Origin of the sequence: Streptomyces sp. NPDC019224, assembly GCF_040632605.1 — a bacterium.
Taxonomy (GTDB): Bacteria; Actinomycetota; Actinomycetes; order Streptomycetales; family Streptomycetaceae; genus Streptomyces.
In genome coordinates, this window is sequence record NZ_JBEYCF010000001.1 from 151,460 (window position 1) to 174,490 (window position 23,031).

At 72.2% G+C, this 23,031-nt stretch carries 22 protein-coding genes; 12 read left to right on the forward strand and 10 right to left on the reverse strand.

From position 1 onward, the window contains the following. Positions 1-188 precede the first annotated feature (188 nt). Both rplQ and truA read left to right on the forward strand, forming a co-directional pair. Entirely contained in the window at positions 189-665 is a 477-nt protein-coding gene (rplQ, locus tag ABZ564_RS00790) for a 50S ribosomal protein L17 (RefSeq protein WP_328901794.1), read from the forward strand. A gap of 88 nt (positions 666-753) precedes the next feature. Next, positions 754-1,608 (forward strand): tRNA pseudouridine(38-40) synthase TruA, encoded by an 855-nt coding sequence (gene truA, locus ABZ564_RS00795; protein WP_360847259.1) that lies wholly within the window; start codon positions 754-756, stop codon positions 1,606-1,608. Between the two features lie 9 nt (positions 1,609-1,617). Here the strand turns inward: truA and ABZ564_RS00800 are convergent, their stop codons facing one another. Then, positions 1,618-2,493: a hypothetical protein gene (locus ABZ564_RS00800; RefSeq protein ID WP_360847261.1), complete on the reverse strand. Its 876-nt coding sequence runs from the start codon at positions 2,491-2,493 to the stop codon at positions 1,618-1,620. A gap of 172 nt (positions 2,494-2,665) precedes the next feature. Continuing rightward, on the reverse strand, positions 2,666-4,018 hold the full coding sequence (locus ABZ564_RS00805; RefSeq protein WP_360847264.1) for an FAD-binding oxidoreductase: 1,353 nt from the start codon (positions 4,016-4,018) through the stop codon (positions 2,666-2,668). A gap of 140 nt (positions 4,019-4,158) precedes the next feature. Between ABZ564_RS00805 and ABZ564_RS00810 the strand changes: the two genes are divergently transcribed. Beyond that, positions 4,159-5,115, forward strand: coding sequence for a YihY/virulence factor BrkB family protein (locus ABZ564_RS00810; RefSeq protein ID WP_360847267.1), 957 nt, complete (start codon positions 4,159-4,161; stop codon positions 5,113-5,115). Here the strand turns inward: ABZ564_RS00810 and ABZ564_RS00815 are convergent. Then, positions 5,063-6,337, reverse strand: a complete 1,275-nt coding sequence (locus ABZ564_RS00815) for a D-alanyl-D-alanine carboxypeptidase (protein ID WP_360847270.1) — start codon at positions 6,335-6,337, stop codon at positions 5,063-5,065. The two genes, ABZ564_RS00810 and ABZ564_RS00815, sit on opposite strands and share 53 nt — an antisense overlap. 121 nt (positions 6,338-6,458) lie before the next feature. On the opposite strand from ABZ564_RS00815, the gene ABZ564_RS00820 reads away from it, so the two are divergent. The 3 genes from ABZ564_RS00820 to ABZ564_RS00830 all read left to right on the forward strand — a co-directional run bounded on the left by ABZ564_RS00820 (position 6,459) and on the right by ABZ564_RS00830 (position 9,808). Then, entirely contained in the window at positions 6,459-6,704 is a 246-nt protein-coding gene (locus tag ABZ564_RS00820; RefSeq protein ID WP_360847273.1) for a hypothetical protein, read from the forward strand. A gap of 73 nt (positions 6,705-6,777) precedes the next feature. Beyond that, positions 6,778-8,034: a metallophosphoesterase gene (locus ABZ564_RS00825; RefSeq protein WP_360847276.1), complete on the forward strand. Its 1,257-nt coding sequence runs from the start codon at positions 6,778-6,780 to the stop codon at positions 8,032-8,034. Positions 8,035-8,254: 220 nt separating this feature from the next. Next, a complete protein-coding gene (locus ABZ564_RS00830; protein WP_360847279.1) occupies positions 8,255-9,808 on the forward strand; it encodes an ABC transporter substrate-binding protein in 1,554 nt (517 codons plus the stop codon). 36 nt (positions 9,809-9,844) lie between these two features. Here ABZ564_RS00830 and ABZ564_RS00835 read toward each other — a convergent pair whose 3' ends face one another. Both ABZ564_RS00835 and ABZ564_RS00840 read right to left on the reverse strand, forming a co-directional pair. Then, entirely contained in the window at positions 9,845-10,570 is a 726-nt protein-coding gene (locus ABZ564_RS00835; protein ID WP_360847281.1) for a TetR family transcriptional regulator, read from the reverse strand. A 28-nt stretch (positions 10,571-10,598) separates the two neighbouring features. After that, positions 10,599-11,843 carry an MFS transporter gene (locus ABZ564_RS00840; RefSeq protein ID WP_360847284.1) on the reverse strand — a complete coding sequence of 415 codons (1,245 nt, stop codon included), beginning with the start codon at positions 11,841-11,843 and terminating at the stop codon, positions 10,599-10,601. 87 nt (positions 11,844-11,930) lie between these two features. Here ABZ564_RS00840 and ABZ564_RS00845 point away from each other — a divergent pair, with 87 nt between their 5' ends. Then, on the forward strand, positions 11,931-12,440 hold the full coding sequence (locus ABZ564_RS00845; protein ID WP_360847287.1) for a MarR family transcriptional regulator: 510 nt from the start codon (positions 11,931-11,933) through the stop codon (positions 12,438-12,440). A gap of 201 nt (positions 12,441-12,641) precedes the next feature. Here the strand turns inward: ABZ564_RS00845 and ABZ564_RS00850 are convergent, their stop codons facing one another. From ABZ564_RS00850 to ABZ564_RS00870, 5 genes are all read right to left on the reverse strand, one after another. Further along, positions 12,642-13,418 (reverse strand): succinate dehydrogenase iron-sulfur subunit, encoded by a 777-nt coding sequence (locus ABZ564_RS00850; protein ID WP_136320159.1) that lies wholly within the window; start codon positions 13,416-13,418, stop codon positions 12,642-12,644. Beyond that, positions 13,418-15,172, reverse strand: a complete 1,755-nt coding sequence (gene sdhA / locus ABZ564_RS00855) for a succinate dehydrogenase flavoprotein subunit (protein WP_360847290.1) — start codon at positions 15,170-15,172, stop codon at positions 13,418-13,420. The genes ABZ564_RS00850 and sdhA overlap by 1 nt, the downstream gene beginning before the upstream one ends. A gap of 30 nt (positions 15,173-15,202) precedes the next feature. After that, positions 15,203-15,676 carry a succinate dehydrogenase hydrophobic membrane anchor subunit gene (locus tag ABZ564_RS00860; protein ID WP_360847293.1) on the reverse strand — a complete coding sequence of 158 codons (474 nt, stop codon included), beginning with the start codon at positions 15,674-15,676 and terminating at the stop codon, positions 15,203-15,205. Positions 15,677-15,681: 5 nt separating this feature from the next. Then, on the reverse strand, positions 15,682-16,062 hold the full coding sequence (gene sdhC / locus ABZ564_RS00865; protein ID WP_026242571.1) for a succinate dehydrogenase, cytochrome b556 subunit: 381 nt from the start codon (positions 16,060-16,062) through the stop codon (positions 15,682-15,684). Between the two features lie 244 nt (positions 16,063-16,306). Continuing rightward, the gene (locus tag ABZ564_RS00870) at positions 16,307-16,816 is read right to left on the reverse strand and encodes a 2-oxo-4-hydroxy-4-carboxy-5-ureidoimidazoline decarboxylase (protein WP_360847296.1); all 510 of its coding nucleotides are present in this window, start codon (positions 16,814-16,816) and stop codon (positions 16,307-16,309) included. A gap of 345 nt (positions 16,817-17,161) precedes the next feature. Between ABZ564_RS00870 and ABZ564_RS00875 the strand changes: the two genes are divergently transcribed. The 5 genes from ABZ564_RS00875 to ABZ564_RS00895 all read left to right on the forward strand — a co-directional run bounded on the left by ABZ564_RS00875 (position 17,162) and on the right by ABZ564_RS00895 (position 22,871). Next, positions 17,162-18,757, forward strand: a complete 1,596-nt coding sequence (locus ABZ564_RS00875) for a family 20 glycosylhydrolase (protein WP_360847298.1) — start codon at positions 17,162-17,164, stop codon at positions 18,755-18,757. Positions 18,758-18,981: 224 nt separating this feature from the next. Beyond that, positions 18,982-19,689 (forward strand): DUF4328 domain-containing protein, encoded by a 708-nt coding sequence (locus ABZ564_RS00880; RefSeq protein WP_360847301.1) that lies wholly within the window; start codon positions 18,982-18,984, stop codon positions 19,687-19,689. Positions 19,690-19,851: 162 nt separating this feature from the next. Continuing rightward, positions 19,852-20,421 carry a hypothetical protein gene (locus tag ABZ564_RS00885; RefSeq protein ID WP_360847304.1) on the forward strand — a complete coding sequence of 190 codons (570 nt, stop codon included), beginning with the start codon at positions 19,852-19,854 and terminating at the stop codon, positions 20,419-20,421. A 411-nt stretch (positions 20,422-20,832) separates the two neighbouring features. Next, positions 20,833-21,717 carry an RNA polymerase sigma factor gene (locus ABZ564_RS00890; protein WP_360847307.1) on the forward strand — a complete coding sequence of 295 codons (885 nt, stop codon included), beginning with the start codon at positions 20,833-20,835 and terminating at the stop codon, positions 21,715-21,717. Next, positions 21,717-22,871, forward strand: coding sequence for a hypothetical protein (locus ABZ564_RS00895; RefSeq protein ID WP_360847310.1), 1,155 nt, complete (start codon positions 21,717-21,719; stop codon positions 22,869-22,871). Before ABZ564_RS00890 ends, ABZ564_RS00895 begins: the two co-directional genes overlap by 1 nt. Positions 22,872-23,031 lie beyond the last annotated feature (160 nt).

Below are 23,031 nucleotides of genomic sequence, written 5' to 3' on the forward strand. Positions count from 1 at the left end.
TTTCGGGCTGGTGCCCGATGTTCAGTGCCGGCGCGCTTGATTTTCGGGCTGATGACCGGATTTCGGGTGCGGACGCCGACTCGGAGTGGGTCGGTGCGGCGACAGCACACACTTCCGCGTGACGACCGTCGCGCGGGAACTGACACCGGTACCTGATACGGCCGGTGCAGCACACAAGGAGAAAACCCATGCCGAAGCCCGCCAAGGGTGCCCGTCTGGGCGGCAGCGCCGCGCACGAGAAGCTTCTTCTCAACAACCTCGCGAAGTCGCTGTTCGAGCACGGCCGCATCACCACGACCGAGGCCAAGGCCCGCCGCCTGCGTCCGGTCGCGGAGCGTTTCATCACCAAGGCGAAGAAGGGCGACATCCACAACCGTCGCCTGGTGCTGCAGTCGATCACGGACAAGGGCATCGTTCACACGCTCTTCACCGAGATCGCCCCGCGGTACGAGAACCGCCCCGGTGGTTACACCCGCATCACCAAGATCGGCAACCGTCGTGGCGACAACGCCCCGATGGCCGTCATCGAGCTGGTCGAGGCGCTGACCGTCGCCCAGCAGGCCACCGGTGAGGCCGAGGCCGCCACCAAGCGTGCGGTCAAGGAAGACGCGGCCAAGAAGGACGAGACCCCGGTCGAGTCCGTCGAGGACGCGCAGGACGCCTGAGCGTTCCGGAACCACTGAACGGGTCCGCATCACCCTCCGGGGCGGTGCGGGCCCGTTCGGCTGTGCGGGATCTTGAGAGGATGCGCTGGTGAGTGACGAGGTGGAGCCCGGCTTCGTACGGGTGCGGCTGGACCTGGCCTATGACGGCAAGGACTTCTCGGGCTGGGCGAAGCAGACCGCCCGGCGGACGGTCCAGGGCGAGATCGAGGATGCGCTGCGGACCGTGACCCGCTCCTCGCGCACGTACGACCTGACGGTGGCCGGCCGCACCGACGCCGGGGTGCACGCCCGGGGGCAGGTCGCCCATGTGGACCTGCCGGACGAGGTGTGGGCCGAGCACGCCGAGAAGCTGCTGCGGCGGCTGGCCGGGCGGATGGCCCCCGATGTGCGGGTCTGGCGGATCGCGGAGGCGCCCGCCGGGTTCAACGCCCGGTTCTCGGCCCTGTGGCGCCGGTACGCGTACCGCGTCGCCGACCGCCCCGGCGGCGTCGACCCCCTGGTGCGGGGCCACGTGCTCTGGCACGACCGCCCGCTGGACGTGGCCGCGATGAACGCCGCCGCCGCCCGGATGACCGGGGAACACGACTTCGCGGCGTACTGCAAGAAGCGCGAGGGCGCCACGACCATCCGGACGCTCCAGAAGCTGCACTGGGTGCGGGACGGGGCGACCGGGATCATCACCGGGACCGTGCAGGCGGACGCCTTCTGCCACAACATGGTGCGGGCCCTGGTGGGGGCGATGCTGTTCGTCGGCGACGGGCGGCGCCCCGACCCGTGGCCGGCCGAGGTGCTGGCCGCCGGGGTGCGCGACCCCGGGGTGCACGTGGTGCGCCCGCACGGGCTGACCCTGGAGGAGGTCGCGTACCCGGCGGACGAGCTGCTGGCGGCCCGTGCCGTGGAGGCCCGCAACGTGCGGAGCCTGCCGGGGGCCGGCTGCTGCTGAGCGGCGGGGTCAGGTCGTGGTGAGGTTCGCGGCGGCCGAGGCCTGGACCTCGCCGCGGTGGCGGATCCGGCGGAACGTGTAGTCCGTCAGGTCGTCGCCGGTGGTGTACACGTTCTTGTCGCCCTCGGTGACGTTCCTGCCGTCGGTGAAGCCGCCGACCGTGAAGTACGCGTACCGGCCGTAGGAGTTCGCGGTGCGGCGGCAGATCACGCCGTCGCGGCAGAAGACGGGGACGCCGGACCCGTTCAGCGAGGCCAGCCCGCCGCGCGCCTGCCGGGCGGTCCGCTTCGCCTGGGCCTCCGTCTCGAAGACCGCGATGCCGACGGTGACCGCCACGCCGTCCCGGCTGTACGTGGCCCGGATGACCTGGTCGCAGCCGTTGGCCGTGAGGATCGGGCCCAGCGCGCCCTGGGTGGTCGTGGCGCAGCCGGTGGTGCGGTGGGTCGCACCCCTGGCGTACGTGTGGCCGCCGGAGGTCAGCTTCTCGCCGGGGAAGAACGACTCGACGCCGATAGGCAGCCGGTCCCTCTTCACGTCGGCTATGTAGTCCCTGGGGTCCGGCGGGGGCGGGGGCGCCACCGAGGAGAAGGACGGCTCGGGCGCGGGGGTCTCGCCGGGCAGTTCGTCCGCCGTCGGCAGCTCGCTCGCGTGCTTCCCCGCGGTGGTGTCCGAGCCGTCGCCGTCGGCCGAGACGACCACCGTCGCGACGATCGCGGCGACCGCCGCGGTGGCGAGCGCGCCGCCGCCGATCAGCAGCCACTTCCTGCGCCTGGCGCGGGCCGCGGACGCCTCGGCCAGCGCCTCCCAGTCGGGAGTGCCGCTGTTCCCCGGTCCCGTCGGTCCCGCAGGCCCCCAGGGCGAGGGCCCCCCATCCCCAAAGCTCATGCCGCGCATCCTAGTGCCGCGGCAGCCGGGGTCCGCCCCGTCGCGACGCCATGCACGCACTCTCGCCGCACCGGCCGAAAACCCGAGTACGTCCAGTACGAGGGCTTCCGGCCGGCACGCCGGGAGCACACCTGACGCCGCTCCTTCCGGACAAACCCCGGCTGCCGCGGCACTAGAGCGACAGCCGGCGGGACAGGTCCGAGCGGAACGCGCCGTTCGGGTCCAGCTCGGCCCGCAGCGCCCGGAAGCCGGGTAGCCGCGGGTACATCGCGGCGAGCGCGTCGGGGCGCAGCCGGGAGTCCTCCGTCAGGGACACCCGGCCGCCCGCCGCCGCCACCTCCTCGTCCAGGGAGTCGAGGAAGCGGGCGAGCCCCGGCAGGCCGGCCGGAAGATCGAGGGCGAGGTTCCAGCCGGGCGCGGGGAAGGACAGCCAGCCGGGGCCGGCCTCGCCGCACCGCCTGAGCACCGCCCGGAACGAGGGGCAGCGGCTGCGGGCGATCCGCCCGACGATCCGGCGCAGCGTCTCCTCCTGCCCGTCCCCGACCAGGAACGCGTAGTGGACGCGGCCGCCCGTGGCGGAGACGCGGTTGCTGTGGGGCGTGGCGTCCAGGGCACGGAAGAAGGCCGCGAGCGACTGGAGTTCGCCGGTGCGGGACCGGGGCGCGGAGCGGTAGCCGATCTCGTTGAGCGCGGTGGCGGACAGCCGCCCGAACAGGCCGGAGAGGCCGGAGAGGAGCGGGAGGGCGAGGGGGCCCCGCGCCGGGCGGAGTGCGAGCGCGGTGTGCCGGGCGTGCGCCGGGAGCGCGTGCACCGGGACGTGGTCCGCCCGGACCAGGACGCCGCGCCCGGTGGCCCGGCCCCGGGCGGTCAGGTCGATCCGGGCGTACTCGTAGGGGCGGTGGCCGCCGCGCGTCATCCGGGCGAGCAGGTCGTCGAGCCCGGCCGCCCGCCCGGTGTCGACCGCCATCAGGGAGGTGGTGACCGGGCGGAACCGGAGCGTGGCCGAGAGGATCACCCCGGTCAGGCCCAGGCCGCCGGCGGTCGCGTCGAAGAGCGGGGTGCCCGGGTGGACCGTACGCACCTCGCCGTCGGCGGTGAGCAGCGTGAACTCCGTGACGTGGCGGGAGAAGGAGCCGGCCGCGCGGTGGTTGTCGCCGTGGGCGTCGCAGCCGATCGCGCCGCCCACCGTGACATAACGCCCGCCGGGCACCACCGGCAGGAACCAGCCGAGCGGAAGCATCACCTCGCGCAGCCGGTGCAGGGTCGTGCCCGCCTCGCACACCACCAGGCCGGCCGCCGCGTCGATCGCCCGGACGCGGTCCAGGGCCGTCATGTCCAGGACCGAGCCCCCGGCGTTCTGCGCCGCGTCGCCGTGCGCCCGGCCCTGGCCCCGGGCGATCGAGCCGCGCGGCCCGCAGCCCAGTACGGCCGCCGCGGCCTCCTCGTGACTACGGGGGCGGAATCGCAGCGCGGCCGTCGGGGAGGTGCGGCCCCAGCCGGTCAGGGACACGGTGTCGACAGACATGAGGGTGACCGTATCGCCCGGGATAACACCTTTGAGGGATTTGTTACAGCACTCACCGAAATGGGTGATTGAAGGCCCGTCATCTCCTCCATCCCGCCCCGGACTTCGGTTTTCGCGGGCCGGAAGGGTAGTCGTGACGCATGGACTGGCTGAAAAAACTCCCCGTCATCGGGCCACTCGTCTCCCGGCTGATGGAGACGCACGCCTGGCGCAGTTACGAGACGCTGGTGCGGGTCCACTGGGCCCGGCTCGCCGCGGCGATCACGTTCATCAGCTTCCTCGCCCTCTTCCCGCTGATCGCGGTTGGCGCGGCGATCGGCGCGGCGCTGCTCACCGACAAGCAGCTGGACGAGATCAAGGACAAGCTCGCCGAGCAGGTGCCCGGCATCTCTGACCAGCTCGGCATCGACGGTCTGGTCGCCCACGCGGGGACGGTCGGTCTGGTGGCCGGTGCCCTGCTGCTCTTCACCGGTGTCGGCTGGATCGGCTCGATGCGGGACTGCCTGCGCGCGGTCTGGGAGATGGACGACCTGGAGGAGGGCAACCCGGTCGTCCGCAAGATCAAGGACGCCGGGGTGCTGTTCGGCTTCGGTGGCGCGGCCCTGGTGACCCTGGCCGTCTCCTCGGTCGGCTCGGTGGCCGTCGGCTGGGTCGCCGATCTGCTCCACATCCCCGAGAACGGCGCGGGCGGGGTGCTGCTGCGGATCGCGGCCCTGCTGGTGGGCGTGGCCGCCGGCTTCCTGCTGCTGCTCTACCTGCTGACCCTGCTGCCCGGCGTCGAACCGCCGCGCCGCCGGCTGGTGGTGGCCGCGCTGCTCGGCGCGGTCGGGTTCGAACTGCTCAAGCTGCTGCTCGGCAGCTATATGAGGGGCGTCGCGTCCAAGAGCATGTACGGCGCCTTCGGTGTGCCGATCGCCCTGCTGCTGTGGATCAACTTCACGGCGAAGCTGCTGCTGTTCTGCGCCGCCTGGACGGCGACACCGAGCAAGGAGGACGATCCGGCGGTGGACGCGGAGGAGGGCCCCGCGCCCGCCGCCCGGCGCGTCACGGGCGGGGACGGCGACGCATCAGGTCCGGCAGCGGCCAGCGCCGGTTGACCAGGAACACCCCGCCGGCCAGCAGGACCAGCACGCCGCCGACGATGCCCAGCGCGATCCCGACGCCGCTGGATCCGTCGGTGGCGGCCACCGCCCGCACGGCCCGCTCGGGCCCGTGCCCGCCCTTGTCCGCGGCCGGCGTGTCCGCCTCGGCGCCCTTGCCCGTGCCGGCGGTGTCCGAGCCGTCGCCGACGACCGCGGACTTCGGCGGGACGAGTTCGCCCACCGGGGTCACCTTGCCGTTCGCGGCGAACCCCCAGTCCAGGAGCCGGGCCGCCTCCTTGTAGACCGCGTGGGTCTCGTCGGACGCCGGGTTCATGACGGTGACGAGGAGGACCTTGCCGTCGCGCTCGGCGACTCCGGTGAAGGTGTTGCCGGCGTGCGTCGTGTAACCGTTCTTGACGCCCGCGATGCCCTTGTACGCGGTGACGCCGTCGGCCCCGGTGAGCAGCCGGTTGGTGTTCTGGATGCCGAAGGTCTCGCGCTTCTCCCCCTTCTTCTTCTCGCCGGGGAACTGGGCGGTGGCGGTCGAGCAGTACTCCCGGAAGTCCGCGTTCTGCAGTCCGTCGCGGGCGAAGAGCGAGAGGTCGTACGCGCTGGAGACCTGCTCGGGCGCGTCGTACCCGTCGGGCGACACCACGTTCGTGTCCAGCGCCTGGAGCTCCTCCGCGCGCGCCTGCATGGCCCGGACGGTCTTCGGCACGCCGCCGTACATCGAGGCCAGTACGTGCACCGCGTCGTTCCCCGAACGCAGGAAGACCCCGAGCCACAGGTCGTGCACCGTGTAGCTGTGGTCCTCCTTGATCCCCACCAGGCTGCTGCCCTCACCCATGCCGGCGAGGTCCTCGTCCTTCACCGTGTACTCCCGCGTCTTCGGCAGGAGCGCCCGGTCCTCCAGCAGGGTGTCCGCGAAGAGCATCTTCAGCGTGGACGCCGGGGGCAGCCGCCAGTGCGCGTTGTGCGCGGCGAGCACCTTGCCGCTCTCCGCGTCCGAGACCATCCACGAACGGCCCGTCAGGTCCTTGGGCAGGACCGGGGCGCCGGCCAGGAGATTGACCTGGGTGCCGGAGCGCCCCAGCTGCGCGCCCCCGATCTGCGACATGTTCGACGGAGGCTTGGGGGCGTCGTCGTCCCCGCCGGCCGCGGAGGCGGGCGTGACGACAAAAGCGGACAGCAGAGCGGCAGAGGTGACCGCCAACGCGGCCTTCTTGAGAGCTGGCACGGTCGAAAACGTACATGCAGTTGATGTGAATATCGGCACTGGTGTCATGACCCGCCGGGCGCGACGCCGGGACGGACCACCCCGGCCGAGCCGTCCCGGACGCGGCGGCGATACTGATTCCATGAAGCTCAGCCGCCCGGTCTCCTGGTTCCTGCTCGCCTTCGGAGTGTGGTCGTGGGTCATCTGGGTCACCTTCGCCAAGAATTTGTGGAAGGACGGCAGCGGCCTCGCCTTCGACGACGCCGGTGACCCGACCGCCTACTTCTGGGTGCATCTGCTGCTCGCCATCACGTCCTTTCTCCTGGGGACGGCCGTGGGCTGGATCGGGTTCCGGGGCGTCAGGGCCCTGCGCAGCGCGAAGGCTTGAAAACGCCGGTCCCATCGGGGCCTGAATCGGTCGATAACCGGACGAACAGGGCGGGGGAGTGGGCGTGCGGTTCATGGGGTTCGCTCTGGCGGCGGTCGCGGTGCTCGCGCTGCTCGTGGCCGTGCACCGTTATGTGTGGCGCCGGCTCGTCGGCGACACGACGGCACCCGGCAGCCCGTGGCGCAGGGCCGGCACGGTCGCCGCGTACGCGCTGCCGCTGCTCAGCCTCGGCGCCCTGGTCTCCGGCCGTACGGGGGTGCCCTTCCGGTTCCAGCAGGTGCTGGCCTGGCCGGGGTTCCTCTGGCTGGCCGCGCTGCTCTACCTGACGCTCGCGCTGCTGGTGGGCGAGGCCGTACGGCCCCCGCTCCGCCGGTGGCTCGCGCGCCGGGCGGCCGCCGCGCCGGAGCCCGCACGGGAACCGGCGCCCGTATCCGCACCCGCCTCCGCGGCCGTGGCGGAGTCCGCGCCCCGGCCCGCGCCGGAGTCCGCCCCCGCGCCCGGCGCCCCCTCGCGGCGGCTCTTCGTGGCGCGGACCGTCGGCGGCGCCGCGGCCGCCGCCGGGCTCGGGATCACCGGCTACGGCACGTACGGCGTGCTGCGGGGGCCCCGGGTGAAGCGGGTCGCCGTGCCGCTCGCCCGGCTTCCCCGGTCCGCGCACGGGTTCCGGATCGCCGTCGTCAGCGACATCCACCTGGGCCCGGTCCTGGGCCGGTCCCACACCCGGAGGATCGTGGACGCGGTCAACCGGACCCAGCCCGATCTCATCGCGGTCGTCGGTGATCTGGTCGACGGATCGGTCGCCGATCTCGGCCCGGCCGCCGAACCGCTCGCCCGTCTCCGGGCCCGGCACGGCGCGTTCTTCGTCACCGGCAATCACGAGTACTACTCCGGCGCGGAGCAATGGGTCGACCGGGTAAGGGAATTGGGTCTGCATCCGCTGGAGAACGCCCGGGTGGAGACCGGTGGTTTCGATCTGGCGGGTGTCAATGACATCGCCGGCGAGAGCGAAGGACAGGGCCCCGATTTCGCCCGGGCCCTCGGGGACCGCGATCCCGGCCGCGCGGTCGTGCTCATGGCCCACCAGCCGGTGGTCATCGACGAGGCCGTCGAATACGGCGTGGACCTCCAGCTTTCCGGCCACACCCACGGCGGCCAGCTCTGGCCGGGCAACTACGTCGCGGAGCTGTCCAATCCCACGGTCGCCGGGCTCGAACGCCATGGCGACACCCAGCTGTACGTCACGCGGGGCGCCGGTGCCTGGGGCCCGCCCGTCCGGGTCGGCGCACCCTCCGACATCACCGTCGTCGAACTCGCCTCCCGGCAGGCGTAAGCGCCGTCGAGAGTGCCCGGAATGGCTGATCGGGTGACCGGTCGTGAACCCTCTGTATTCGCCGTAACAGCCGAAGGTTTCGGCTGGCGAACAATTGACTGTGAGCCTCTGATCTCCTCTTCCAGATGTGAAAATCGTGTGGTTGGGTGAGCGCGAACATGCGGTGATCTGCGTATCTGAGCGCGACACCGAGGTGGGGCAGTTAAGGGAGAGCACGTCAATGCGGTCGATCCGGCTACGGATTCTCGCGATTCTCGCGGTTTTGGTCATCGCAGGCGTCGTCGCCTGGCAACTGCTTCCCGCGGACGAGGGGGACTCCGATCCGGTCGTCGTCGGGACGACCGACGCGGTGACCTCGCTCGACCCGGCGGGCGCCTACGACGCCGGTTCCTGGGCGATGTACAGCAACGTCTACCAGTCCCTGATGACGTTCAGGGCCGGGGCGATCGTGCCCGAGCCGGACGCCGCCGAGAACTGCGGCTTCATCGGCGGGAAGCTGCAGACGTACCAGTGCGAGCTCCGTGACGACCTGACGTTCTCCGACGGCAAGAAGATCACCGCCGAGGACGTCAAGTACTCGTTCGACCGCATGATGGAGATCAAGACGGACGCCGGTCCCTCGGTCCTCTTCCCCAGCCTGAAGAACGTGGTCGTCGAGGGCCGGATGATCACCTTCAACCTCTCCGCGCGTGACGCGACCTTCCCGCAGAAGCTCGCCACGGGCGCCGGCTCGATCGTCGAGAAGGACGCCTACTCCGAGCACAAGCTGCGCAACGACAACAAGGTGATGGGCTCGGGGCCGTACGTCCTGAAGTCCTACGAGCCCGGCGTCAAGGCCGAACTCGTGCCGAACTCGCGGTACAAGGGCGCGCTCACCAAGACCGGCGGTCCGGTCACCGTGCGCTACTACAAGCAGTCGGAGGACCTCCTCGCGGCCTGGAACTCCGGCCGGGTCGACGTGACGCACCGTCAGCTGCCGCCGTCCACCCTCGCGGCCCTGAACCCGGGCGACGCCGACAAGCGTGTCACCGAGGCCGACAGCGCCGAGATCCGCAACCTCGTCTTCAACGTCCGCAAGGACTCCCCGCTCGCCGACCGCAGGGTCCGGCAGGCCATCGCGGCGGTCATCGACCGCGGCCCGCTGGTGAGCGACGTCTTCAAGGGCACCGTCGAGCCGCTCTACTCGCTGATCCCGCAGGGCTACGTCGGCCACAGCACCCCGTTCTTCGACGCCTACCCGTCGCCGGACACCGAGCGGGCCGAGGCGCTCATGCGGGAGGCCGGTGTCCAGACGCCGCTGTCCGTCACCTTCGCCCACCGCGAGGGCGACGACTACGTCAAGGAGACGAAGGAGATCAAGCGCCAGCTGGAGGCGACCGGGCTGTTCAAGGTCACGGCCAAGGCCGTCGAGTGGACGCAGTTCCAGAAGGGCTACGCGTCCGGCGAGTACGACATGTACACCGTCGGCTGGCTCCCGGACTACCCGGACCCCGACACCTTCAGCCAGCCGCTCGTCGGCCGCGACAACACCCTCCACAACGGCTACACCAGCAAGAAGATGGACCAGCTGATCAGCTCCACCCTGGAGTACAGCGACCGCAGCCGGGCCTCGGCCGACTTCAAGGAGCTCCAGAAGCTGGTCGGCGAGGACGTGCCGCTGGTGCCGCTGTGGCAGAAGAAGGACTACGTCGTCGCCAAGGCGGACGTCTCCGGCTCGCAGTACCTCACCGACGGCACCGGCGTGTGGCGCCTGTGGGAGCTCGGCTGGATCTGATCCGTCCGGCGCGTGGGCGGCAGGACCGGAGAGGCCTCAGGACCTCTCCGGTCCCGCCGCCCGCGCCGTCGCGCCCGGCAGGAACTCCTCCAGTACCTCGTGCACCTGGCGCACCAGCGGCCGCAGCACCCGGAACCTGGACAGGGCTACGGCGCGGGCGGCGATCGGGACGGTACGCGCGACGAGGCGGCGGCTCCGTTCGGCGCCGTCCGTCCGGTCGTACACCCAGAACAGCACCAGGCCCATGTGCATGAGCCACATCAACTGCGGGAGCAGCGGGGCCAGTTCGGTGTCCGTCTTGGTGGTGGAGCCGGTCAGGCAGCGTTCGTGGATGGCGATGACCGCCTCGCGTGCGGTGACCGACTCCGGTGAGAACGGGCTGAGCGGGCTCTCCGGATCGGCGGCGTTCTTGAAGAACTGGGTGGCGAAGGGGCGGTACGGCTCCGCCACGTCCAGCCACGTCAGCAGCACCCCGCGCAGGCGCGCCGCGAGGTCCTTCTCGCCGTCCAGGACCGGCCGCACCGCCGCCGCGTGTTCGGCGGCGAGCCGGTCGTAGAAGCCCTGCACCAGGTGCTCCTTGGACGAGAAGTAGTAGTAGGCGTTGCCCACGGAGACGCCGGCCTCCTGGGCGATGGCCCGCATCGTCGTCCGGTCGTAACCGCGTTCCTGGAAGAGCCGGAGCGCGGTTTCGAGGATCAGGGCACGGGTCTGCTCGCTCTTGGGGGCCTTGACCGCCTTCACGTCCTTCTCTTCCTTCGGCACGGCCCCGAGGGTATCCGGGCCGCGCCCCCTAACCGGCCGCGGGCGTCGTCCCGGCCGGCGCCCCGGTCTCCCGCGCCGCGACGGCGGGCGCCCCGAAGCGCCGTACGCCCGGCACGGCGGCCGTGGCCGCGCAGGCCGCTCCGGTGAGCAGCCCGGCCACGGCGAGCGGGACCTCCGCGTCCCAGGCGGAGGCGGCGAGCGGGGCGAGGGCGTAGCCGAGCGGCGTGGCGGCGAGGGACAGCAGCCAGTCGTACGAGGTCACCCGGGCCAGGGTGCGTGGGGGAATGGCGGACTGGACGGCCGTCTCCCAGACCGGGTTGAGGAAGCCGAGACCGGTCATGGCGATCCCGTACGCGGTGAGGGAGACCGCCATGGGCACGTGCGCGGCCAGCAGGCAGAGCGGCAGCACGTACAGCGCGCCGGCGAGGTTGGCGGCCAGCACCGGGCGGCGCGGCCGGATCCGGCCGGCCGACAGCGACCCGAGCAGCAGGCCGACCGCGCCGGTCTGGAGCAGGGCGACCCAGGTGCCCTCGCCGCCCGGGCCGTGCAGGAAGAGGGCCGGGCCGAGCGTCATCAGCGTGGCCGCGGCCCCGTTCCAGACGGCGTGCGCGATGAGGCTCGTCCAGTACCAGTCGCGGCTGCGGACCTCGGCCCAGCCCTCCTTGAGGTCGCTGAGCAGGGAGCGCCGGGGGATCGGGACGTGCCGCACGTCGATCGCGTACAGCAGGGCGGCGCTGACCGCGAAGCCGGCGCCGTCCAGCACGAAGGCCCAGCCCGGTCCGGCGGTGAGGATCAGGGCCCCGGCGACGGCGGGCCCGCCGAGCCGGGCGGCCCCGGAGGCCACCGCCATCAGGGAGTTGGCGCGCAGCAGCCCCGACTCGTCCACGGTGCCCCGGATCAACGGGGAGGAGGTCGGCATCGCGAAGGCCCCGGCGGCGCCACCGACCGCCTCGGCGAGGGCGATCTGCCAGAGGGCCGGGGTGCCGGAGAGCAGTTCGGCACCGACGAAGAGCTGGGTGGCGCACCGCACGAGGTCCGTGGTCAGGGCCACCGTACGGGCGTTGAAGCGGTCGCCGACGACACCGCCCAGCGGGAGCAGCAGCAGCTTGGGCACCATCGCGCACGCCAGTACCAGGGCGAGGTCGCCGGTGGAGCCGGTGGCCAGGTAGACGGCGAGGGTGAGCGCGGCGGGGATCGCGGCGTCGCCCAGCATCGACAGGGACCGCCCGATGAAGAGCAGCCGGAAGGAGCGTGTGCGTAAGGGGTGTGCCATGGGCGGCAATCTATTTCGGTTCCGAAGTACCCGTCAATGAGAATTTCGTTTCCGAAAGATCAAGGGGGTCCGCGTAGGCTGGAGCCCATGCAGCGACGCGACTGGACCGACGGGCACGTGGAGCGGTGGAGACCCGTGCTTCCCGAGCTCGATCCGGATGTCGAGGGCGCGGTGACCCGGATGAAGAAGCTCTCCGTCCATCTGCGCCGGGTGCGCGAGCAGTCCCTCGTCGACTTCGAGCTGGACCGGCAGGAGTTCGACACCCTGCACAAGCTCGCCGGACGGGGCGGCACGGCCGCCCCGTCCGAACTGGCCGCCGACCTCGACCTCGCCCCCGCCTCCGTCACCGGCCGGCTGGACGCGCTGGAACGCCGCGGCTTCGTCCAACGCACCCCGTCCACCACGGACCGGCGGCGCGTCGACGTGGAGCTGACCGACGAGGGCCGGGCGACCTGGCTCGGCGCGATGGACTTCCTCGGACACGAGGAGGAACGGCTGCTCGGCGTCCTGGACAAGTCCGAGCGGGCGCTGCTCAACGACATGCTGCGGCGCATCATGGTGGTCGCCGAGGACCGGGGCGGCGCCGCCTGGGACTGAGCCAGCCCCTCGGCGGGTCCTTCTCCGGGCGCCCCTGGGCCGCCTGCCGGGCCGGCTCCTCCCGGAGCCCCGCCGGGCCGGGCTCCGGCAGTCGGCCCACCGCCTCGTTCCGGCTCCGCACGGCCGTACCGGCCGGGTTCCCGGGCACAGCAAGAGGCCCGGCCCCCCTCGGGGGACCGGGCCTCTTCACGTGCTCGGGGATCAGAAGCGACGCGTGATCAGCGCGCGCTTGACCTCCTGGATCGCCTTGGTGACCTCGATGCCACGCGGGCAGGCGTCCGTGCAGTTGAAGGTGGTGCGGCAACGCCACACACCGTCACGGTCGTTGAGGATCTCCAGGCGCTGCTCGCCGCCCTCGTCGCGCGAGTCGAAGATGAAGCGGTGCGCGTTGACGATCGCCGCCGGGCCGAAGTACTGGCCGTCGTTCCAGAACACCGGGCACGAGGACGTGCACGCGGCGCACAGGATGCACTTGGTGGTGTCGTCGAAGCGCTCGCGGTCCTCGGGGGACTGCAGACGCTCGCGGGTCGGCTCGTTCCCCTTGGTGATGAGGAAGGGCATGACGTCGCGGTACGCCTGGAAGAACGGGTCCATGTCGACCACGAGGTCCTTGAGGACCGTGAGGCCCTTGATGGCCTCGACCGTGATCGGCTTCTCCGGGCTCAGGTCCTTGATCAGCGTCTTGCAGGCGAGCCTGTTCTTGCCGTTGATCCGCATGGCGTCCGAACCGCAGATGCCGTGCGCGCAGGACCGGCGGAACGTGAGCGTCCCGTCCTGGTCCCACTTGATCTTGTGAAGGGCGTCGAGGACACGCTCCTTCGGGTCGATCTCGATCTGGAAGTCCTGCCACTGGGCCTCGTCGGAGACCTCCGGGTTGAACCGCCGGATGCGGAACGTGGCCGTGATGTACGGCGAGTCGGCGAAGCCGGCCTCGGGCTCGGGAGCCTTGTCGGCCTTGTCCAGGGTGGGGGTAGCCATCAGTACTTACGCTCCATCGGCTGGTAGCGGGTCTGGACGACCGGCTTGTAGTCCAGCCGGATCGACTCGGTGCCGTCCTCGGCGACCTCGCGGTACGCCATGGTGTGGCGCATGAAGTTGACGTCGTCGCGGTTGGGGTAGTCCTCGCGGTAGTGACCGCCGCGGGACTCCTTGCGCGCCAGCGCCGACGTCGCCATGACCTCGGCGAGGTCGAGCAGGTTGCCCAGCTCGATGGCCTCCAGCAGGTCCGTGTTGAACCGCTTGCCCTTGTCCTGGATGGACACGTCCAGGTAGCGCTTGCGCAGCTCCGCGATCTTGTCGACCGCGGTCTTGATCGTCTGCTCGGTGCGGAACACCATCACGTTGGCGTCCATGCACTCCTGGAGCTCCTGGCGGATCGTCGCGACCCGCTCGGTGCCCGTGGAGTTGCGCAGCCGCTCGACCTGGTCGATGACCAGCTGGGCCGGGTTCTCGGGAAGCTCGACGAAGTCGCTCTTCGCGGAGTACTCGGCGGCGGCGATGCCCGCGCGGCGTCCGAAGACGTTGATGTCGAGCAGCGAGTTGGTGCCGAGGCGGTTGGCGCCGTGCACCGACACGCAGGCGACCTCGCCGGCGGCGTACAGGCCCGGGACGACGGTGGTGTTGTCGGCCAGCACCTCGCCCTCGACGTTGGTCGGAATGCCGCCCATGGCGTAGTGCGCGGTCGGCTGGATCGGGATCGGGTCCGTGTAGGGCTCGATGCCGAGGTACGTACGCGCGAACTCGGTGATGTCCGGGAGCTTGGCGTCGAGCTGCTCCGGCGGGAGGTGCGTGAGGTCGAGGTAGACGTGGTCGCCCTCGGGACCGCAGCCGCGGCCCTCACGGATCTCCGTGTAGATGGAGCGGGACACGACGTCACGGGACGCGAGGTCCTTCATGACCGGCGCGTACTTCTCCATGAAGCGCTCGCCGTCCTTGTTACGGAGGATGCCGCCCTCACCACGGGCGCCTTCCGTGAGGAGGATGCCCATGCGCCAGATGCCGGTCGGGTGGAACTGGAAGAACTCCATGTCCTCCAGCGGGATCCCGCGCCGGTAGCAGGCGGCCTGGCCGTCGCCGGTCAGGGTGTGCGCGTTGGACGTCACCTTGAAGAACTTGCCGGTGCCGCCGGACGCGTAGATGACCGACTTCGCCCGGAAGACGTGGATCTCGCCGGTGGCCAGCTCGTAGGCGACGACGCCGGCGGACTTCTTGACGCCGTCCTCCTCGACGACCAGCTGGTCCAGGACGTAGAACTCGTTGAAGAACTCCACGCCCTCCTTGACGCAGTTCTGGTACAGCGTCTGGAGGATCATGTGGCCGGTGCGGTCGCCCGAGTAGCAGGCGCGGCGGACCGGGGCCTCACCGTGGTTGCGGGTGTGACCGCCGAACCGGCGCTGGTCGATCTCGCCCTTGGGCGTACGGCCGAACGGCAGGCCCATCTTCTCCAGGTCGAGAACGGCGTCGATGGCCTCCTTCGCCAGGATCTCGGCGGCGTCCTGGTCGACCAGGTAGTCACCGCCCTTGATCGTGTCGAAGGTGTGCCACTCCCAGTTGTCCTCCTCCACGTTGGCCAGCGCGGCGGCCATGCCGCCCTGCGCGGCGCCCGTGTGGGAGCGGGTGGGGTAGAGCTTGGTCAGCACGGCGGTGCGGCTGCGCTTGGTCGACTCGATGGCCGCGCGCATGCCGGCGCCGCCGGCGCCGACGATGACGGTGTCGTACGTGTGGATCTGCATGGTTTACCTCTGGTCCTTCGGGCCCGGCGCCTAGCGGATGTTCGGGTCGAAGGTGAAGATCACCAGCGTGCCCAGCAGGACGGTGAACACCGTGGCGGTGTACAGCAGCATCTTCAGCCAGAAGCGGGTGTTGTCCCGTTCGGCGTAGTCGTTGATGACCGTACGCAGACCGTTGGCGCCGTGCAGCATGGCGAGCCACAGCATCGCAAGGTCCCACATCTGCCAGAACGGCGAGGCCCAGCGGCCGGCCACGAAGGCGAAGCCGATCTTGGAGACGCCGCCGTCCAGCACCAGCTGGATCAGCAGGTGGCCGATGACCAGGACGACCAGCACGATGCCCGACAGGCGCATGAAGAGCCAGGCGTACATCTCGAAGTTGGTGCGCGAGCCCTTGGGGGTCTTGCCGGTCCGCTTGCGCGGCGGCTCGATGACGGGGGCCGGGTTGTCGACGTCGTACAGCGAGACGCCTTCGACGGCGCCGATCGCGGAAGTCTCGGTGGACATGGGCCTCAGCTCCCGAAGAGTTCGCGGACGGCGTGGCCGAGCACGGGGTACAGCGCCCCCAGCATCAGCACGATCCAGATGCCCAGCACGGCCCAGAGCATCTGCTTCTGAACGCGCGGGCCCTTGGCCCAGAAGTCCACGGCGACGATGCGCAGCCCGTTCAGCGCGTGGAAGAGAATCGCGGCCACCAGGCCGTATTCCAGCAGCGCGACGATCGGCGTCTTGTACGTGGACACGACGTCGTCGTACGCCTCGGGGGAGACGCGGACGAGGGCGGTGTCCAGGACATGCACGAACAGGAAGAAGAAAATGAGGACACCGGTGACTCGATGAGCCACCCAGGACCACATGCCTTCCCGGCCGCGGTACAGCGTTCCAGCCGGCACGGAAGAACCCTCCGGGAGCGGGGATTGGGGTCGGCCGGCTTGACTGTCGGTCTGACCCGGCCGGGTACGGTCCACCGGCCCTGGCCATCGTAGCGACGGATCGTCGGTTCGATCGCGCGGGGGCCTCCGGTGTGATCAAAGTGGCAACGAAACAGGCACGGACGGGCTATGGACAGGCCCCCGGGGCCCTGCTCACCCGCCTGTTTACCGGGGATGCGGGCCCGCGCGGCCCTCCGCCGACCCGTTATCGACTCGATACCAGCGCGGCCAGGCGGCCCCGGGCGAGTCGCCGCATCTCGTCCGCCGTGACGGCCCGCTCCCGCTCCTCCTCGTGCGCCAGCCGGGCCCGGATGCCGGCCAGCACCTGGTCGGGGTGTTCGTCGGGCGGATAGCCGTCCAGGCAGATCACGAAGACATGGCCGAACCTGCGTTCGTACTCGGCGTGCGCGGCGGCCAGCGCGAGATGGGCGGAGCGGGGCGCGTCCGGCCGCAGCCCCGGCGAAGCCTCGGCGGCCAGCGCCTCGGTGTGATCGGTGGGGAAGAGGTCGTGGACCGCCTCGTCGGCCGCGGCGAGCAGCGCCTCCACGTCCGGGTAGGGGCGGTGGGCGGCCAGCCGCTGCGCCCAGGCCCGGCTGCCGAAGCACTGCAGCAGGGCGGCCTCGGCCTCCGGGGCGGACGCGGTGTTGAAACGGGGCAGGTCCCAGCACTGCGCGGCGGACCGGGCGGGTGCGCCGCCGCGGTTCTGCACGGGCACGGCGGTGCGCCGGGCGGGCCGGGGCGGCTGCTCGGGAAGGCCGGCGTGGGACTCGCTGGACCTGGACAGCGGGGGCTCCTGGAATCAACGGCATCTTTGAACCTGGAGGGGGGAGGGACTGGGGGGACCAGGCGGATGCGGGGGCGAAAGGAGAGACGAATGGGGCTCAACGCTAGCGATACGGGGAAACGGCCGGGCGAAGGATGCGCGAATTTCACCCGGACGGGAGAGTTTCGTGATGCCTGAAGAGCGGATGTGTGAGGAGAATGCCCGGCGACCTCCATATATCCGCCCTGTTTTCTCGCAGTTCTGCTCCCTTTCCCCCGAACCGGAGGTTTCCGACTGATGGCACCCTCACGCGGCGTCCTCCTGGCCGTGACGGCGACGGCCGCGGCGAGCGTCGCCCTCGTCGGCTGCGACGGCTCCGGAACCGAACACCGCAACGGCCCCGAGACCTCCCGCGCGGCGTCGTCGCCGTCCCCCACTCCCTCCCCGACCCGGAGCTACCCGCTCTCCGAGACGCCCCGCACCATCCCCGCCGTACGGGAGCACACCCCCGCCCGCGGGCCCGGATGGCGGCCCGGCAAGGACAGCGGGGTGGTCCTCGCGGACGGCAGCGGCAAGCTCGCCGACGAGGGGAAGCTGCTGGCCGGCGAGCTGAAGATCCGCTACCGGGGCGAGGTGCCGGCCCGCGCCGGTGACATCGAACTGGCCCTCACCCCGAAGGCGTCCGGCGGTCCGGAGTCGTACACCCTGCGCACCGGGAACGGACGCGTGCGGATCAGCGGACCCGGCGAGGCGGGCGTCTTCTACGGAACGCGCACCCTCAAGCAGTCCGTGCGCGCCGACGGCTCCATGCCCGAGGGCGAGGTGCGCGACCGGCCCGGCAAACCGCAGCGCGGTCTCAACCTCGACATCGCGCGCAAGCCCTACACCGCGTCCTGGATCGAGGACCGGCTGCGCGAGATGGCCGACCTCAAGCTCAACCAGCTCGGCCTGCACTTCTCCGACGACCAGGCCTTCCGCATCGAGTCCGACACCCACCCCGAGGTCGTCTCGCCCGACCACCTGACCAAGAAGCAGGTGCGGCACATCCTCGCGCTGGCCGGCCGGCTGCACATCCAGGTCGTCCCGGAGATCGACTCGCCGGGCCACCTCGGCGCGGTGCTGCGCGCCCACCCCGACCTCCAGCTGCGCAACGTCTCCGGCGTCGCCTCGACCGGATCGCTGGACATCTCCGAGCCGGGCGCGGCCAAGCTGATCGACGAGCTCCTGGGCGAGTACACCGAACTGTTCGGCGGCGCGTACTGGCACCTGGGCGGCGACGAGTACCGCGCGCTGATGGCGAGCGACCCGGCCGCCTCCTACCCGCAGCTCCAGCGCGCGGCCGTCGCGAAGTACGGCGCCGGGGCGGGCATCGCCGACCTCGCCACCGGCTGGCTCAACGACCGGGCGGACGTGGTCCGCGAGAAGGACATGCGGCCCAAGGCGTGGAACGACGGGCAGTTCCGCGACAGCGAGGTCCGCGCCGACCAGGACATCGAGGTCGAGTACTGGACGGGCAAGGAGTACGGGGCCCGGTCACCGGAGGAGTACCTCGCCGAGGGCCGCAAGGTCCTCAACCTCAACGACGAGTACATGTACTACGTGCTCGGCCAGCCCAACGAGTTCGTCTACCCCACCGGCAAGCGGATCTACGAGCAGTGGACCCCGCTCGTCCTGCGCGGCACCACCCCGGTCCCGAAGCGCTACTCGGACCAGATCCTCGGCGGCCGCTTCGCGGTCTGGGGCGACTTCCCCAACGCCCAGACCGCCGCGCAGGTCGCCGCCGGCATCCGGATGCCGCTGCGGGCGACGGCACAGAAGCTGTGGGTCCCGGGCGAGCCGAAGCTCAGCTATGCGCGGTTCCAGTCGCTGGCGAAGGAGATCGACGCGGGCTGAGACGCCGTGGAGGGCCTCTGACCATGGACAACGCGGTCTGCGGAGCACTAGGGTCCGCTAGCCGCGCCATCCGGGGAGGGGCGCGCGCTTCTCGCGTAGACGTCCGAATCCTGGGGGGTTCCTTCTTCATGCTCTGTTCTCTCTGCGGTACGAGACCGGCCGGCACCGCCGACGGGCGGTGCACCGTGTGCGCCGGCACGCACCGGGCACGGGCCGGTGGACTGATGCCGGTACCGGCCCGGCTGGACGGGCTGCGTTCGCCCGTGGGCCTCGGCAAGGCGGTGTGCGTGCTGCTCGGCGCCGTGGCCGTCGCGGACGTGCTGTCGATCGCTGCCGGTGTCCACTCCCGCATGCTGCTCGCGGACGGGATGGACAGCGGCTTCCTGGCGGTCGACGAGAAGGCGTTGACCCTCGCCGACAACATGTACGGGTCCGCCGGCGCCCTCCAGTGGCTCACCTTCATGGCGACGGCCGTCGTCTTCCTGGTGTGGCTGCGCCGGGTCCGGGGCAACGCCGAGGTGTTCGACCCGTACGCCCACCCGATGCGGCCCGGCTGGGCGATCGGCGCCTGGTTCGTACCCGTCGGCAACCTGTGGCTGCCGTACCGGGTGGCGAGCGGTGTCTGGACCGCGAGCGCGCCCGTCGGCACCCCCGGCGGCCGGTCCGCCGCCCCGCGCGGGCTGCTGAACGCCTGGTGGGCGGCGCTGGTCGCGACCCAGGTCCTGTCCAGGATCGCCAGCCGGTTCTACACCCGGGCGGAGACCGTGGACGAGGTCATCGAAGGATTCGACATGCTCGCGTTCTGCGACGCGCTGGACGTCGTCGCGGCGGTCCTGGCGATCCTGTTCGTCCGCAGGCTGACGGAGATGCAGACCCACCGCGCGATGACCGGGGCGCTCCCCGTCGAGCGGCCTCCGCTCCGGGCGCACTGAGGGCGGGGCGCGAGGCGCACCGGGGCGGTTCGGGCGGGCGGTAATCAGCCAGCCGCGGTGACGCTTTTCGGCCATTCGGCGCTGAACGCGATAACAGGAAGCGCTGCGCCCTCCCTGCGTCCCGTCGTGGAGCGCGTACGGGAGGGCTGACAGGAGACGCCGATGAGCCTGCTCGAAATGATCGCCGCCGCCGACGCACGCGGGCTCGCCGTCGGCGCGGCCGCCTGCCTCGAACGCTGTCTGCCCCAGCCCGCTCCGGGCGACGAGCCCGACCCGCTGCGCCCGCTCCGGGCCGGCTGCGCCGACCCCCGGCTCTGGCCCGCCCGGCTCGCCGAGGCCCGCACCGCCCTGGATTCCCTCGCGGACCCCGGCGAGCCGGTCCGGCGGGTCCGGGAGCTGCTCGCCGAGGCCCCGGACGAGCGGGCGGGCGAGGGGCTGCGCGCCTGGGCGGACGCCTGCTCGGTGCTGGCCCTCCAGGTCCACCTCGCCCACGACGCGGCCGGGCCCGCCGCCCCGGACCCGGTGGCCCGCTGCCGGGCGGGCGACCCGTCGGGGGCGGGCCCGCTGCTGGCCGGTGAGCTCGCCCGGCAGGTCCTGATCCTGGAGATGCTCGCGGGCATCGACGAGGCCGCGCCCGCCGGCGCCGGGCTGCGCCAGGTGCTCGACGTCTCGGCGGAGGGCCGGCGGGTGCTGCGCGCGGCGGCCGCCAGACGGGCCCGGGTGCGCGGCTGAGCCGCCTGCCGCCAGGCGTACGCCCCGTCGGTGACCGGGGGCGGCGGCATGTCCCCGGCCCGGCCGGCGGAGGCGGAGCCCGAGGGCCCGCTCCCGGCGGACGAGGCGGGACCCGCGGACCTCCGCGGCGAGTGCGCCGAGGCCGCGTGGCGGGAAGTGACGAGGACGACCGGGGCCGCCACCCCCCACAGGAGAGGCCCCGGTCGTCTTCCACGGGGCCGCAGGACGGCCCCGTACTCATCTCAGCGCCGTGGGGCCGTTTTCTGTCACACCGGGGCGCGGCGCCGGAATGTTGCGGGTTGTACAAGTCATGGACGCGGCGCACACCGAGCACGTAGCGTGCTGAGTCGCGCAGCGTGGCGCGGCAGTGGTGACCAGCTGCGATTCGGACAGCAGGGCAGGGTTGAGGTAGTGCTGGGGGACGACGCGGGGCTTACCGCCGCGGTGCTCGCGGCGCAGCACGGGGACGAGGACGCCTTCCGTACTGTGTACCGCGCTGTGCAGCCGCGGCTGCTGGGCTACATAAGGACGCTGGTGGGGGAGCCGGACGCCGAGGACGTGGCGTCCGAGTCGTGGCTGCAGATAGCCCGGGACCTCGACCGCTTCAGCGGGGACGCCGACCGCTTCCGGGGCTGGGCGGCGCGCATAGCCCGCAACCGCGCCCTGGACCATCTCCGGATGCGCGGCAGGCGGCCCGCCATCGGCGGCGACGAGACGGAACTGTCCGACAAGCCGGCCGTCTCCGACACGGCCGACGAGGCGATCGAAGCCCTGGCGACCGGCCGCACCATGTCGCTCATAGCCCAGCTGCCGCAGGACCAGGCCGAGGCCGTGGTGCTGCGCGTGGTCGTCGGGCTCGACGCGAAGAGCGCGGCGCAGACACTCGGCAAGCGCCCGGGCGCGGTCCGCACCGCCGCCCACCGCGGACTGAAGCGGCTGGCCGAACTGCTGCGGGCGGACAGCGCGGAGAACCGGGGCGGCGGCACGGGCGGACCGCCCGCCCCGGTGCCGGAGGGCAGCGGCCCCCACGCGGGAACCCCCGCCTCGCACGCCGCCCGGCCGAGCGCCGGTGCCGTCCCGGAGGACGGGCGTCCGCACGGCGTGGCACCGGTCGTCCCGCCGCGTGGACCGGGCGGCCCCGAGGCTCCCTCGGCGTCCCTGCGGGAGAATGCGTCGGGCGCACCGGGCCGCACGGGGGAGCTCGGTGCCGTACCCGTACAACGCCCCCCGCACACCGGCCTGGTGGCTCCCGCCGGTGTGACGCATTCGCGTCTGTGGACGCAGAAGGACATGTGATGGCCGACGAGCAGTACGCATGGCTTGACAAGGAAGCGGCGGAGAAATTGCTCCGCGGCGAACCGGTCGACCCTGCCGATGGCCGTCCCCGTCAGGATGCCGAACGCCTGGCCGCCGCCCTCGACGCCGTGGCCCGCACCGCCCTTCCCGCCACCGGCGAACTGCCCGGCGAGGCCGCTGCCCTGGCCGCCTTCCGCACCGCGTCCCGCCGCACCCGCACCGCGCCCCGCCGCACCCCTGCCCCCGCGGCGGACGCCGCGCACGGCGAGGACTCCGGGACCGCGATGCTCACCCCCGTCCACATCGGCAGGGCCGCCTCCGGCGCGGGTGCCGGGGCCGCGGGTCCACGCGGCGACCGCCCGTTCCGCTGGAGCCGGCCCCTGCGCTTCGGCCTGGTCGCCTCCCTGGCGTGCTGCGCCCTAGGAGGGGTGGCCGTGGCAGCCGGGTCCGGGGTGCTGCCCGGCCCCTTCGGCCGGCACACCCCCTCCCCGGCGAACTCCGTCTCGGCGGCCGCGTCCCCGGAGGAACTCGGCTCCGGCGGCGTCCCCGACGGGGAGCCCACCGCGCCCCCGCCGCCCGGCTCCCCGACCCCGGACGCCCCGGCCCCCGGCGACGGCACCGACCGGGACACCGCCCACCCCGGCGGCACCGCCCCCCGGGGTGACCGGAACGGCACGGCCGGCGGGACCGGCACCGGCCGGACGGGCGGCAGCCGGTCCGGCGGCGCGACGGGCTCCGGCGACGCCACCTCCGAGGACGGTGCCACGGAGACCGGGAAGGGGAACGGCCGCTTTGGCGACAGCGACGAGGGCGCGTCGGGCGCCTGGTACGCCAAGACCCTGAAGGCCTGCCGCGACTACCGCGCCGGCAAGCTCGACGAGGACCGCCGCACCCGCCTCGAAGCCCTCGCCAAGGGCGCCCGCAACCTGGACCGGTTCTGCGACCGGCTGCTCGACGGCGAGGACGGGCGGGGCGACGACAAGAACGGCGAAGAGGACGCCGAGCAGGGCGGCGACGCCGCCACCCGGCTCCCCTCGATCCGGTTCACCGAGGCGCCCGGCCCCTCGACCGAGGCCGTCGCTCCGGACCCGGCGACGACGGACTCCGGCGCGGCCGAGGCCCCCCGCCCCACCGCCGGCGCGGCGGCCCGCTGACCGCCCGTACCGGCCGGTGTGACGTTTCCCGGCCTGCCGACGCTGTACGGAATGAGCCGACTGGTCATCGGCAGCGCCCGGAGCCGGGGTTCCCCCCGTACCTGCGGCTCGGCGCACACGGCGCGGGCGGGACACGTTCCCCCGGTCCCGCCCGCGCCTC

Coding starts and splice junctions, on each gene's coding strand:
- ABZ564_RS00885 (WP_360847304.1), top strand. CDS start 19,852: ATGAGCCTGCTCGAAATGATCGCCGCCGCCGACGCACGCGGGCTCGCC.
- ABZ564_RS00860 (WP_360847293.1), bottom strand. CDS start 15,676: ATGTCCACCGAGACTTCCGCGATCGGCGCCGTCGAAGGCGTCTCGCTG.
- ABZ564_RS00880 (WP_360847301.1), top strand. CDS start 18,982: ATGCCGGTACCGGCCCGGCTGGACGGGCTGCGTTCGCCCGTGGGCCTC.
- rplQ (WP_328901794.1), top strand. CDS start 189: ATGCCGAAGCCCGCCAAGGGTGCCCGTCTGGGCGGCAGCGCCGCGCAC.
- ABZ564_RS00820 (WP_360847273.1), top strand. CDS start 6,459: ATGAAGCTCAGCCGCCCGGTCTCCTGGTTCCTGCTCGCCTTCGGAGTG.
- ABZ564_RS00825 (WP_360847276.1), top strand. CDS start 6,778: ATGGGGTTCGCTCTGGCGGCGGTCGCGGTGCTCGCGCTGCTCGTGGCC.
- ABZ564_RS00840 (WP_360847284.1), bottom strand. CDS start 11,843: ATGGCACACCCCTTACGCACACGCTCCTTCCGGCTGCTCTTCATCGGG.
- ABZ564_RS00845 (WP_360847287.1), top strand. CDS start 11,931: ATGCAGCGACGCGACTGGACCGACGGGCACGTGGAGCGGTGGAGACCC.
- ABZ564_RS00810 (WP_360847267.1), top strand. CDS start 4,159: ATGGACTGGCTGAAAAAACTCCCCGTCATCGGGCCACTCGTCTCCCGG.
- ABZ564_RS00830 (WP_360847279.1), top strand. CDS start 8,255: ATGCGGTCGATCCGGCTACGGATTCTCGCGATTCTCGCGGTTTTGGTC.
- ABZ564_RS00895 (WP_360847310.1), top strand. CDS start 21,717: ATGGCCGACGAGCAGTACGCATGGCTTGACAAGGAAGCGGCGGAGAAA.
- sdhA (WP_360847290.1), bottom strand. CDS start 15,172: ATGCAGATCCACACGTACGACACCGTCATCGTCGGCGCCGGCGGCGCC.
- ABZ564_RS00850 (WP_136320159.1), bottom strand. CDS start 13,418: ATGGCTACCCCCACCCTGGACAAGGCCGACAAGGCTCCCGAGCCCGAG.
- ABZ564_RS00875 (WP_360847298.1), top strand. CDS start 17,162: ATGGCACCCTCACGCGGCGTCCTCCTGGCCGTGACGGCGACGGCCGCG.
- ABZ564_RS00800 (WP_360847261.1), bottom strand. CDS start 2,493: ATGAGCTTTGGGGATGGGGGGCCCTCGCCCTGGGGGCCTGCGGGACCG.
- ABZ564_RS00805 (WP_360847264.1), bottom strand. CDS start 4,018: ATGTCTGTCGACACCGTGTCCCTGACCGGCTGGGGCCGCACCTCCCCG.